11 protein-coding genes and 3 pseudogenes are annotated in these 11,714 nt (G+C 38.9%); 8 read left to right on the top strand and 6 right to left on the bottom strand.

Going from position 1 to position 11,714, the window contains the following annotated elements:
* Positions 1–201: 201 nt before the first annotated feature.
* The 5 genes from PR767_RS13835 to PR767_RS13815 all read left to right on the top strand — a co-directional run bounded on the left by PR767_RS13835 (position 202) and on the right by PR767_RS13815 (position 4,207).
* Entirely contained in the window at positions 202–1,140 is a 939-nt protein-coding gene (locus tag PR767_RS13835; protein WP_272520456.1) for a RepA family replication protein, read from the top strand.
* Between the two features lie 705 nt (positions 1,141–1,845).
* Entirely contained in the window at positions 1,846–2,415 is a 570-nt protein-coding gene (locus PR767_RS13830) for a ProQ/FINO family protein (protein WP_272520455.1), read from the top strand.
* The gene (locus PR767_RS13825) at positions 2,412–2,645 is read left to right on the top strand and encodes a DUF2913 family protein (protein WP_232801087.1); all 234 of its coding nucleotides are present in this window, start codon (positions 2,412–2,414) and stop codon (positions 2,643–2,645) included. Before PR767_RS13830 ends, PR767_RS13825 begins: the two co-directional genes overlap by 4 nt.
* Positions 2,646–2,654: 9 nt before the next feature.
* Positions 2,655–2,957: a hypothetical protein gene (locus PR767_RS13820; protein ID WP_272520454.1), complete on the top strand. Its 303-nt coding sequence runs from the start codon at positions 2,655–2,657 to the stop codon at positions 2,955–2,957.
* Between the two features lie 314 nt (positions 2,958–3,271).
* A complete protein-coding gene (locus PR767_RS13815) occupies positions 3,272–4,207 on the top strand; it encodes an Rpn family recombination-promoting nuclease/putative transposase (protein WP_110592970.1) in 936 nt (311 codons plus the stop codon).
* A 473-nt stretch (positions 4,208–4,680) separates the two neighbouring features.
* Here PR767_RS13815 and PR767_RS13810 read toward each other — a convergent pair.
* Both PR767_RS13810 and PR767_RS13805 read right to left on the bottom strand, forming a co-directional pair.
* A pseudogene (locus tag PR767_RS13810) lies at positions 4,681–4,954 on the bottom strand (arylsulfatase regulator).
* Positions 4,951–5,235: pseudogene (locus PR767_RS13805) on the bottom strand (helix-turn-helix domain-containing protein); the annotation flags it as partial. The pseudogenes PR767_RS13810 and PR767_RS13805, both read right to left, overlap by 4 nt.
* Before the next feature lie 609 nt (positions 5,236–5,844).
* On the opposite strand from PR767_RS13805, the gene cspE reads away from it, so the two are divergent.
* Positions 5,845–6,057, top strand: a complete 213-nt coding sequence (gene cspE / locus PR767_RS13800; RefSeq protein ID WP_110592971.1) for a transcription antiterminator/RNA stability regulator CspE — start codon at positions 5,845–5,847, stop codon at positions 6,055–6,057.
* A 12-nt stretch (positions 6,058–6,069) separates the two neighbouring features.
* The gene (gene ymcF, locus PR767_RS13795) at positions 6,070–6,186 is read left to right on the top strand and encodes a cold shock small protein YmcF (protein ID WP_232799088.1); all 117 of its coding nucleotides are present in this window, start codon (positions 6,070–6,072) and stop codon (positions 6,184–6,186) included.
* A 740-nt stretch (positions 6,187–6,926) separates the two neighbouring features.
* Here ymcF and PR767_RS13790 read toward each other — a convergent pair.
* Positions 6,927–7,106, bottom strand: a complete 180-nt coding sequence (locus PR767_RS13790) for a hypothetical protein (RefSeq protein WP_110592972.1) — start codon at positions 7,104–7,106, stop codon at positions 6,927–6,929.
* Positions 7,107–7,626: 520 nt separating this feature from the next.
* Entirely contained in the window at positions 7,627–8,553 is a 927-nt protein-coding gene (gene lpxL, locus PR767_RS13785) for an LpxL/LpxP family Kdo(2)-lipid IV(A) lauroyl/palmitoleoyl acyltransferase (RefSeq protein ID WP_267751237.1), read from the bottom strand.
* Positions 8,554–9,011: 458 nt separating this feature from the next.
* Here lpxL and PR767_RS21220 point away from each other — a divergent pair.
* Positions 9,012–9,152, top strand: a pseudogene (locus PR767_RS21220) (recombinase family protein); the annotation flags it as partial.
* A gap of 73 nt (positions 9,153–9,225) precedes the next feature.
* On the opposite strand, the gene PR767_RS13780 reads toward PR767_RS21220, so the two are convergent.
* Together PR767_RS13780 and PR767_RS13775 are read right to left on the bottom strand one after the other, a co-directional pair.
* Positions 9,226–10,551 carry an exo-beta-N-acetylmuramidase NamZ family protein gene (locus tag PR767_RS13780; RefSeq protein WP_371021571.1) on the bottom strand — a complete coding sequence of 442 codons (1,326 nt, stop codon included), beginning with the start codon at positions 10,549–10,551 and terminating at the stop codon, positions 9,226–9,228.
* A 51-nt stretch (positions 10,552–10,602) separates the two neighbouring features.
* The gene (locus tag PR767_RS13775) at positions 10,603–11,691 is read right to left on the bottom strand and encodes a hypothetical protein (RefSeq protein WP_123382856.1); all 1,089 of its coding nucleotides are present in this window, start codon (positions 11,689–11,691) and stop codon (positions 10,603–10,605) included.
* Positions 11,692–11,714 lie beyond the last annotated feature (23 nt).

Raw genomic sequence — 11,714 nt, 5'->3', positions numbered from 1 at the left:
TATGGGATGTAACACACAAACATGTGCTGTGAACCCAAATAGAAAACCCCTGACATCTTCTTCATTCTTGGCGGGACGAAAAGATTATCAGGGGTCATCAGAGTAATTCCGCTAGGGGGGAATGTTGAACTCCTAGCGGGGAGTATAGAATTATGCGCAAAAAAATTCAACTCCTTCCGTACAACATAAGTGCGGAGAGATATGTCTAATGGGATCTCAATTCCTGCAATTCCTTGTTCCATCGGTAAAATTCATCGGCATTATGCGCCAAAATTTTTAGGGCGATTACCGAAATTAGTGCCTGTGCGTCGCTTTGCGGCCGCATTAAAGCGTCACGATTGGAACCGCAACCCCCATATTTACCAACTGCGCTACAGCCGAAAGCAGCGGATATCCGTGCGTTCTGAGCGTCGAGAAACCTTTGATGCGCTAGCAATGGCCATGATTGCCTATGCGGATTACAACCCTGAAAGTGACGCGTTGTTTGAAGTGATGTGTTCGGTGGAGAAGTTGGCGGAATTGTGTGGTCAACTGTATCGCTATGACAGTGGTCGTAAAAGTTATGACCCCATACTTCATGCCTTACGCGATTGGGAACAAGCTAACCTGATTGTGATTGACCGCGATTTTGATATCGAGGCCAAGCAATACAAAGCCATGCGGATTTGGATACGGCCTGAATTTTTTCACGGGCTCGGCTTTTCGAAACTGGAATTACGTGACGTGGTGGCCAGTTTTAGCCGTTGGATGGAAAAACAAGGATTAAAGGAAAGCTATCAAAAACGGTACGCACAGCATGTATTGCGCCTCGCGCGCGCCAATGTCGCCTCCCTCGATAACAAGCATAAACTTCGCAACTTGCTCAACAAACTTAAAACGTTGGTGATTGGGGAAGATGAAGCGCTCAAACAAGAGAAAAAATATTTAGCTAAAGCGCTGAAGGAAAAGAAAGCCTTAGCGCAAAGTACGCGTGCGCCTGAAAGTCCAGAGCATGCCGCCTGGCGTCGCTTTGAAGCCTGGAAGGTAACGCAGCCTATCGCGGAGGTCATTGCCTTTGAGCGCAGAATGAAAGCCTTGTACCCGAGCCTTCAAGGACAAGCGCTCTATCTGCATTACTTGGCACACTTGCCCGACTCTTAATTTCGCCTGTTAAATTTACCGCCTTGACTGGCGGTGGTTTCGTTCGCCCTAAATCTGGATAGAGTGTTTTTTGAACAGCAAAATCATGATCTCAATCTCTGCATTCATCTCGACGATGACATCTCGACTATTTTCGTTGGATATTTATCCTATTAAATTCGAATGTATTTATTCTCTACAATTAACTTCGAATAATATTCGTGTTTTATCGTTAAATTCGTTTTTAGGTTCTGAACTAAACGTCCTTTTTTATAAAAGGAGTTGCGGCTCTGCTTTTTCAAGCCGCACACTCTAAAGAGATAAACCCAATAAAGCCTTCGCTTACAAGCCATAAATGGCTGTCGCTCAGATTACGGTGCAGCATTGTGCGATTGCCCCCGTAAAGCTGGCCTTTGGCCACCTTAACGCGCAGCTACAGCCGTTCATCGAGGCTACGCCTCTCGCCCGTCTCACTGCGTTTTTCAAAGGGTCAAATAACCTAAATAACAGTTTTAATATCATTGAGCTTAACCAGGACAGGGGGCGGATAGGGGGCATTAAACAGCGCGTAACCGCTAACGCGGGTCTCGACGGCCCTAACCACTATTCGTTCTTTGTGACTCTTTTTGCCGTCTACCGCCCTACGGGCTGGTGATTTAGGTGAAATTTCGTGATAATCTGCTATTAATGCATTGATGATAAAAATGATTTTGGTGTGAGGTTAGAATGGAACGCAAAACACTGACGTTAAAACGTTCGACGATAGAAAAAGAGTCGGAAAGTACCGAACCGGTTATTCAACGTCGCCGTAAACAGGTCGTGGTCAATACACAGCGTAAATCCCATAAACTCGCCAAAATAGCGCCAATCCAACCGCCTAAAAAAGAGACCTCTCCGCCCGCGAAAAATCAGAAAGCGGTTGTCATTCCGTTAGAAAAAAAAGTTATTCTGCCAACGCCGCCAAAAAAACATCTCCCCTTAGAGGAAGCTATCGCGAATATCTCAGCTTATTGGCCACAACTCTTTCCAAATGGACAACTTCGACCGATGGCGGTTGGCACACGTGAAGCCTTATTTGCCGATAAAAAGGTGCGTGAATTGCCGATTTCGTACAAAAAGCTAAAACGCAGCCTTGCGGCCATTAGCTATAGTGTCAAATACCGCACGACGATTATGCCTGGTGCGGTACGCTATGATAAAGACGGTCAACCGAACGGGACTGTCACGGAATCGGATGTCGCTGATACGTTAAAACGTATACAAAGACTCGCTAAACAACAATCACGATCCGCATGACAAAAACAATTCATTCCCCGATTTCTGTTGAAGAAAAAAATCATTGGTTAGGTAAATTAGCCTTTGCCGCTTTAGTCGCGCTCAAACTGGCGCAGTGGGATGGAAAAGCTGCCCGAAACGCCCAGTCCGAAAATCTTTTTCTGCTTCGCTGGTTACAAACGGCCCTGAAACAAAAACGATTTCACCGCTGCATCGTCCCTGATTTTGAATGGCTCATCCACCTTGGCTAACAACGGTTAATGACCTCAAAATTAAAATCACGGTTAGAATATTTATGGCGTTCGTGTTGTTGTGATATAGCCAGCCAAAGTGATTTGTTTCGCTTAACTTACGCGACTGAGTTGCTCAAAGATTTAGGGTGGGATAGCGTGGTACTCAGTGATGACCGCTGGCAAAAAATGATTGCGAAAAAGCCGAGGGTGACTGCAACCCCCACCTTCTATGTTACTGCCTCTGCTTTAACCACTGGATTCAGTGATGACGGAAAACAGATTGACTCGGTGGAGTTTTGGGTGCTGGGTGATAAAGCACAATTTAGTTAAGTCATCAAACAACACCATCTTCAGGGCGAATTTGATGACTCTTTACCGCACTATCATTTATTGCCGTTGTAGTCCCTCGTTTTTCTGTTTTTATCGATAAGAGGAAAAACAATGACTTGGGCTAAAACGCATTTAATTTTTTATTTATCGTCCATGATTTCGCTAATCCATTGAAATAAAGTCACTAAATGCACTGAGAGTGTGGATGAAAATGTAAATTAGACTTCACGTGAACATTGAAATCCGAAAAACAGACAGAAAATTAATTCTGCGTTATGATGCTCATTCTTTAGTGAGGAGTGAGTAACCGAATAATGAAACCTAAGCATACGCCGACGGCACATGATGCGGCTTTTAAAGGGTTTATGACGCAGATTGATAGCGCAAAGGACTTTTTTGACATTCACCTGCCTGAGCACATTAAAGCGTTGTGTGATTTCAGCACATTGGCACTGACAAATTCCTCGTTTATCGATAAACAGCTACGCTCTCGATTATCCGATGTGCTTTATTCGGTGCAAACAACGGAAGGTGAAGGGTATATCTACCTTCTCGTCGAGCACCAGTCCACGCCCGATAAACTAATGGCCTGGAGACTCATGCACTATGCTTTTTTAGCCATGAACCAACATCTTCAGCAAGGGCATAAAACGTTACCGTTAGTCGTGCCGGTACTGTTTTATCACGGTGGTCGTTCACCCTACCCCTATTCTCAATTGTGGACCGATTGTTTTCCATTACCGGATATGGCTAATGAATTATATACCCAGCCGTTCCCGTTGGTTGATGTGACGGTGATTGATGATAACGAACTAGTTAATCATCGCAAGGTGGCTGTGATGGAGCTGGCGATGAAGCACAAATATTTGCGGGATGAATTTGACACGATTATCCCCTTATTGGCACAAGCACTCAATCAACAGTATAATGATGATAACGACATCGTCACTATCCTCAATTACCTGTTCATTGCACTGGACTCCCCCAACTTTGAACATATTGTCCAGCAATTGAGTGAACAGGCAGATAAACATCAGGAGGTTATTGTGAATATTGCACAACGCTTACAAGATAAAGGACGTCAAGAAGGATTACAGCAAGGTATAGAGCTAGGTAGGCAAGAAGAACGACAACTTGCTCATCAGCGTCAACTGGATATGGCGCGTAACTTGCTTAAAAATGGGGTTAGCCTTGACCTAATTGTTGAAAGTACCGGTTTAAGCCGTGAAGAACTCATCTCCCTACAGTAGTCTGGCCCTATTTCGTTTTCATTTTTGTGCTTAACGCAAACGTCGCTAGCTCAATGAGTTCAGCGATGTTTTGCACTTTTTCATAACATTTATAGCTTCGCACGCTTACCTCCAGTTCCTCAGCCGCGCGTTCCTGACCCCAATTCATTCCCCGTCGCCACAGTTTCAATTCAAACCCAGTCATGAGTATTATTTTTCATGTTAAAAGTGTCATTATGTCACTTTTAACCGGTTTATATTGAGTTGTAAAGTGAGGAGTTTAGATCGCCATTTCGACTTTATTCATTTAGGGAAGATGGCATATAATCATCCAAATAATCATTTTATGGCGGTGTAAGGAAACCCAAATGAAAGACATTAACTTAATCTCACTCACGCAAGCAGCAAATACATTAAGTGAAGCCTATTTTACGCGTTATTATAAATATTAGGGGTTCTACGCCGGAACCGCCGAAATTTCCGAAATCAGTTTTTCAATGATCTTTAGGGACTTCAATAACACCATCAGCAAATCCTCTGTGCGAGTCGCTCCATCCATTTTGCAAAGCGATAATATCCTGGATATTGTTGGCATAGGTAATCCATCTGGACTTTTGATGTGCTATCCATTACCTGTTTAAATGCTTCCATATAGTCATAACATCCCTGTAAGAGTTCAGCATCTGCGCTTTCTGTTAGCGGAAATTGGCAGGTATAATCATGAACTATCTTAGCTAGCTGTCGTTGCTTTATGGTCAAGTCGATCATTTTTTTCCTCGTGAAAGAGTACGGTAAACTGTTGGTCGAGAGACCGAAAATAACTCAGCCAAATCACTAATCGAATATTGCCCAGTTTCATGTATCCGAAACAGCTCTTTTTGTTGTTTATCAGACAACTTCGGTTATTTCCCTCTAATTTTTCATTTTGCTTGGGTAATCGCCATCCCTTCTCGGGTTCGTAGACGTATTAAATCACCTTCAAATTCGGCAAAGGTCGCTAGCACATTGAAGAACATTTTTCCCATCGGGTCTGCTGGATCGTAAATGCTATTAGGGGGGCACGCCCATTTCATCGAAAAGTCCAATGTTTGCTCGTAACCCTGTAATACCAAGGTGTTAAGAGGATAATTGTTTTATAGATAAGTCATTTATTTCGCTGATTTCATCTATTTTGATATCTTTGAAATCGTATGTTTTGAGCAACCTATCAGGTTTTCTATCTAGCTATAACTTTTTCTCTCCCTCAGCAGGCCTTTAATTTTTTGGTGTAATATTTTGTTGATCGGACGACCTTTATATTTTCCTACTTGTTTGGCTTTTTGTGCCCCCTTGCGCTTGACGACGTCTATCTACATAATCCTTCCTAGCGACAGGTGCGAGCATGTCTAACATAAACATAAGACTTACTGTTACGTTTAAGAGCCGGATTTTAAATAAAACGGGAATAAGGTTTGCTATCCTATAAATTGTGTGGCTTAATGAACCTATTGGTTTGGAAGTACAGGCCTATTTATGTTAGTCAGTTTAAAGTTGTTCTCCATTTAGCGTTATCTAAGATACCTCTTCATTGCGAATTCCTTCTAATTAATTCCCATAAGTAAAAATAAAAATCAAACCTCATCTATGCCTTATGGCAATCAAAAATTAAAGGAAATTCTATGTCTAATACAATGACTGGTTTAGTAAAATGGTTTAACGAATCGAAAGGTTTTGGTTTCATTTCCCCACAAGATGGAAGCAAAGATGTATTTGTTCACTTCTCTGCAATCCAAAGTGATGATTTCAAAACATTATATGATGGGCAAAAAGTTAGCTTCTCATTAGAGAATGGCGCAAAAGGTCCAGCAGCAGCCAATGTGGTGGCGCTTTAAGGCAATATTAATATGAGATGTCCTTGTTGTAAGGGATCTCAGTATAGACGCTATCACTTTGATGTCTCAAAAAGTAATCCATATGGCGCTAAATGTATTTTCTGTAAATCTAATATGACGTCAGCTTAAATAACATATAGCTCATGAAGCCTCGTAAATACGGGGTTTTTTATTTTATATATCATTATAATCCCCTTGTGAGTGAGTTATGTGTTATAATACGTGACTCATCATACCTCATTGCTATAAAAAGCAAATCTTGCCGTTGCGAGTTTTTATTTTAAAAATAGATGTGGTATCCAAAGGATTTATTTCTTAAGGGATTACCTATGAACTTACCTACCTTTTATCAACGAATCTTATCACTTACGCAAAATGTATTAACTATTTCTGGGTTGCTTTTAGCGACACTTGCATTGGTCTACTGGATGTAAACGCATTCCGCCATTAACTCAATTGGAAGAGTATTTAGTCTTAGCAAAACTAAGAGTCGAGGTTCGATGCCTCGATGGCGGTCCATAAGTTATAAATCTTTTGTGAAATGTCAATGTGGAGATGTATGAACTATTATATTCAGACGACGATGGAACCCGAAGGTAATTACAAAATACACAAAATTGGGTGCAAACAAATGCCGATAACTTCAAATCGTTTCTGTCTAGGTAACCTACTTAATGCTATACGGGCAATAGAAGCCGCTAAAGCTTCAGGGTATAGCCTCATTAAGGTATGCTCATGTTGCATCAGTGGAAGTGCAAAGTAATAAGTTGAAAATAAAAATATACTGCCTAGTACAGCTAGTTTTTTTGTTTTCTATAACGACAAGATATAATTCACTTTGAGAGAGAAAGCTCAACTGCATTTATTTATTAGCAACAGTGCCCTTTGAGGGTATCTGGAGGAATTCTTTTTTCACGATATTTTTCGGCGATTTTTCTGAGTCCGTCATAAGTCCCAACTATTCCCTCGCAAATAATAAGTTGTTGCGTTTTTATCGCCTCATCTGAAGTAACCCCTAAATTATCGAGAGCGTGATTGAGCGACTGCATAAGAAAATCACCTGTTAATTTTATATTTTCCATACGATTAATTGAAATCAGATATTCTTATATAAAGTAAAAGCCCTAACATTAAATAAAAACTGTCAGGGCTTTTACGGTACTGCATATTTTACATTTAACATTAATGACTACTAACGTAATATTACTTTGATACTGCATTAAAAACGTACTTGCTTGTTACAATATGGTTTTTCTGAGTGATTTATTTCCTACAAACTTCGTTAAAATTAAATTTCTCTATAAAAACTAAACAGGTACATTTCTCCCTACGCGATATAGACTCTTGTTCCGTAGCCTTACTTCAGTTACTAACCATTGCAGTTGTAACCCACTAGAAAATCGCAGCCTGACATCATCGCGTTAATTACGTATTCCGTAATTATTGTATTAACAGCTTACATTTTGCTGTTGCGATAAATCTATCAAAAAAAAATTTGAAGTCAATACTGTTTTTGCTTACATATCTGATAAAATAAACAGCATTAACAATATATCATCCACTTTAATATTAACCGAGATATAAGGATCTTTCGTCTGCAGGTCTAGTTTTAAATCGTCGGTGTGCCCACAGGTACTGTTCTGGTGCTCTCATTATTTCTTTTTCTAGCACATGATTAATTGTCGTTGCATCTTGCAGTGCATCACCTGTAGGATAATTTTCTATTATTTTCCCCAGTACCAAATCATAGGGAATGCCATGACTATTGCGAATTAATGTGGCTGTAAGCGTTGGCGAATGAGATAACTGGGCTAATGTTGAGGGTCCTTTAGATGTTGACGTATTTTTAACAGAAAAAAATGGGGCAAAAACGGTACCTTTTCGACCAAAATCTTGATCTGGGGCAAACCAGATAGCTTGTCCTTTTTTTAATTCTTGTACCATAAATCTTAAATTTTTACGGTTAATCATTCCTTTCCCTGATCTACAACGTCCTTTTGTTTGAATGTATTCCATAGCCTTATTATTATGTGGCCTATACATCGCATTAACTGGAAAGCAAAGCCCCATTACCCTCCCGCCTAATTCTAATGACATAAAGTGAACTCCGATGATAATGACCCCTTTATTTTGGGAATATGCTTCTTGATAGTTAGATATCCCTTTGACTTGAAAAAGTTTTTTGATTTTTTTATCACTCCAAAACCACGCTATTCCTGTTTCAAATAATGCGATACCAAGCGCTCTTAAGTTTTCTACAACTAGAGCGTCAATTTCTTTGGCATTTTTATTTGGAAAACATAATTCCAAGTTTCTTTTTATTATTGAAACTCTTCTTTTAATAAAATACTTCGAATTTTTACCCAGAAACCCACCAAGTTTAATTTGCCATTTGTAAGGAAGTTGAACCAATAAAAATAAAGTCATAATCCCTATCCATGTAGTGGCATATTTGGGATGGAGTAACTTTAAAGAAAAAGGGTTTTTAGCATACATCAGATTTCTCAACATACAGTAATAATATAAGTTATGACGATAGATAATACTGATGTTATCGACAGATATCACGTATTCTATTATCCATTTTTCGTGAAAAATGGCTTTAAATAGTCACTCTTTGTATTTAACAAAACAGCTCTAGAACAATAAAACTACGTTGTAAGCCAGCCTTTTACATAGAATACTTCTGTCTTGCAGGCACAGAATAATAGGTTTTATCTTTTGCCATAATTTTAGCGCCACTTGATGATGGTTATGTATACAGTATTGGTGTGGGTACTAGAAGGTCAAAATAATTTCTTTGTGTACGAAAGCATTCGGTTTCGTACTGACGTAATAAGTGGTGTACGAAACCAAGCTTAATTAAATTCGTATATACGTTATTATTCGATATCTATTTCGGATGGATAATGTCGTTATGTCACGAGTTTTATGCTTATTGCTGAGTTTCGACACTGGAACAAAATACAGCAAACCAAAGAAGATAAATTGAAGTAGCTAGTTTTAAAGCTGAGCCCTATTGAATTATTTAAGAGCGTATTAGTGGATCGGTTGCAGCCAATGAACGACCCGGTTTTTCACGTCTACGGGATAAAGCCATAAAATACACACGGATCTAATTTATTATTTGCAACAAGCCTCTTCAAAACCGTCTACCCAAATTAAGTATTAATATAGTTTGTATTTATCACGTAATTTTAAATAAGCTTGATTTTCTTCACGCCAGCTTTGTTCAATCCAGGCAATAGTCTGCTCCTGAGTAAGCCCTTTTTCGGTTGCTTCATTCAGGATTGTTAAAAGCTTTTGGTTACCAACCAATTTAGCTAACCAGAGAGGGCGAATAACAAAATACTCATCCTGATATGTTAAATACTGAGCTTCTTTGTCACTGTCAATGCTAAGAGGATAACCTTTTTCATGAAATTTAAACCACCATTTTACAAAATAACTGATCGTTGGTTTAATATTCTCCTTATCGAGATGAACCAATGACTCTCCATAAACCTGTTTACCAGCTTGTGGCCATCCATACTGTTTTTGGCTAATATCAACAGTATATCGTGCAGTTTCGTAAAATTTTTCCGATGAAAAGCCCAATAGTTCAAATGGATGATCAGAGCCACGTCCCATATTAACACTCGTAGCTTCAAATAATGCTAATGAAGGATAGAGCTTTATCGATAAATCTGTTCTCAAATTTGGAGATGGGACCCTGGGTAGATGATATGGCATATCGTGACGATAATTATTCATCGGGATCACATGAAGTTTATCCGCAGGAAATTGATATTGGGCTTGGCCATGGGCTTTCCAATTAGTATCTTCACCACCCGTTAACCACCCCTCATTCACTATCATTAATGCAAACTCACCCGAGGTTAAGCCATGAACTATAGGGATGGGATGCATACCAATACCTGAAATGAATTGTTCTTCAAGTAGGGGGCCATAAACGATATCTCCCAGTGGGTTTGGTCTATCAAACACCATAAATTCTTTATGATGTTTTTGGAGGCTTTCGAGTAGATGATGCATAGAAATCGTATAGGTGAAAAAACGAACACCCACATCCTGTAGATCATAAACAACTATATCAACATCTTGTAACTGTTCTTCTGTTGGGTGTGCTCGTGAACGCCCCTTATCATCTCGCCCATACAGGGAAACGATAGGTAACCCACTTTGGCTATCAATATGGTCACTATCACCAAAACCAGCATCTTCGTTTCCTCGAATGCCGTGTTCAACAGAAAATAACTTAGTTACTTTAAAAGTGTATTTTTCTTGTTCCGATAACAACTTATCTATGGTATGCCTTTCATCTTTGTTAACAGAACTCTGATTGACCATTAAAGCGACTTTTTTACCTTTCAGGAGTGGGCCATAAATGGCCTCTCTATCTACTCCAAGTACAATATCTTTACTTAGCTCATTATTTGCTAACGCAAATACACTATATGCACTTGTCAGGAAAAAAGTTAAAAAATAAAAAATTTTTTTCATAATAAAACTCGCTATATCCAATAATCAACGGTTCGTGACATACTAAAAAGTATGGCGTAATTCGATTGCCCAGAACCAAAAATTATTATTTTCTTTAGTTCCTTTTGTCCATGTAACCTCGGGGCGATAGTACGTATCCCAGAATATGGATGTTCCATTTGTGATAGGATAGAGCAATTGAAAGCCATAGCGGCTTCTGTCTTTTTCTTTAAAAAGAAATTCCTGATTATTAGAATCACGGAAACTTTGTTTTCCTTTTGTTAGTGCATAACGAGTATAAGGCATAATCATGAGTCCATTATCAAATCGATAACGATATACTGCCCATAGAAAATGCTCATTATTATGTAATGTATTAATTAGATTTTCATCAATATAGAGGTAATTCACCCACAAAGAATTTTTCTTATTAAAGGTATACGTACCGCCAATAAAATGCTCATTAATTGAGCTCCAATTGCGCTTATAAACACCGTATTCACCTTTTGCACGTGCATAGTCGAGTTTTCGGTCAATAAAGCGAAATGATAAGCTTCCATTAAAACTAATATTATCTGAATATTTGTAATTGAATTGAGGCCTCACCCATATTTCATGGCGTTCTTCACCTTTTCGAATATCCCCTTTATATTGAGGCGCGGCTAATGCTGGATTACTGATGGATGCGTAATGCCAATTATCATTACGATAACCAAGACGTAATTTAAAGTTTCCAGGCTTATCATGAAACGTAAATGGAAAAGTTCGAGTAGCACCAACTTGCCAGCGAGTCCTATCATACTCAGAATTATTATCTAAATACGTTTTTAAAACCTGAATATCATACATCCAAAGTGAGTTATTTTGATAAATAAAAGCGCCAAAATAAGGAGATGTCGCTACACTCCCTTTAAGAAACTTCCAATTATCATCACTATCAATTTCTTGCTCAGTGCCAAGGTAAGATTCTACGTTCCATATTTTCTCTTTATTTTTTTTCTCTAAATCACTTTTCTTTTTTTCTAATTCATTAATTCTTTGGTTCAATTTTATAATTTGTTGGTCATAATCTATTTCAAACTCATCGGCTATTGACTGTGAGGAAGTAAAGATCATCATTAGTCCTATATATAAATAGCTTTTTTTAAACATAACGCATCTCCATTCAAATTAAG

The sequence above is a fragment of the Providencia sp. PROV223 genome (genome assembly GCF_028479245.1).
GTDB classification, from domain to species: domain Bacteria; phylum Pseudomonadota; class Gammaproteobacteria; order Enterobacterales; family Enterobacteriaceae; genus Providencia; species Providencia rettgeri.
Note: the sequence above shows the minus strand (reverse complement) of the source record. Positions and strands in the feature narration are given on the sequence as shown.

Bases quoted from the DNA above. Each gene is read 5' to 3' on its own strand.
- PR767_RS13815 (WP_110592970.1), top strand. From the start codon at position 3,272: ATGAAACCTAAGCATACGCCGACGGCACATGATGCGGCTTTTAAAGGG.
- PR767_RS13775 (WP_123382856.1), bottom strand. From the start codon at position 11,691: ATGTTTAAAAAAAGCTATTTATATATAGGACTAATGATGATCTTTACT.
- PR767_RS13820 (WP_272520454.1), top strand. From the start codon at position 2,655: ATGACCTCAAAATTAAAATCACGGTTAGAATATTTATGGCGTTCGTGT.
- ymcF (WP_232799088.1), top strand. From the start codon at position 6,070: ATGAGATGTCCTTGTTGTAAGGGATCTCAGTATAGACGCTATCACTTT.
- PR767_RS13790 (WP_110592972.1), bottom strand. From the start codon at position 7,106: ATGCAGTCGCTCAATCACGCTCTCGATAATTTAGGGGTTACTTCAGAT.
- lpxL (WP_267751237.1), bottom strand. From the start codon at position 8,553: ATGTATGCTAAAAACCCTTTTTCTTTAAAGTTACTCCATCCCAAATAT.
- PR767_RS13835 (WP_272520456.1), top strand. From the start codon at position 202: ATGTCTAATGGGATCTCAATTCCTGCAATTCCTTGTTCCATCGGTAAA.
- cspE (WP_110592971.1), top strand. From the start codon at position 5,845: ATGTCTAATACAATGACTGGTTTAGTAAAATGGTTTAACGAATCGAAA.
- PR767_RS13830 (WP_272520455.1), top strand. From the start codon at position 1,846: ATGGAACGCAAAACACTGACGTTAAAACGTTCGACGATAGAAAAAGAG.
- PR767_RS13825 (WP_232801087.1), top strand. From the start codon at position 2,412: ATGACAAAAACAATTCATTCCCCGATTTCTGTTGAAGAAAAAAATCAT.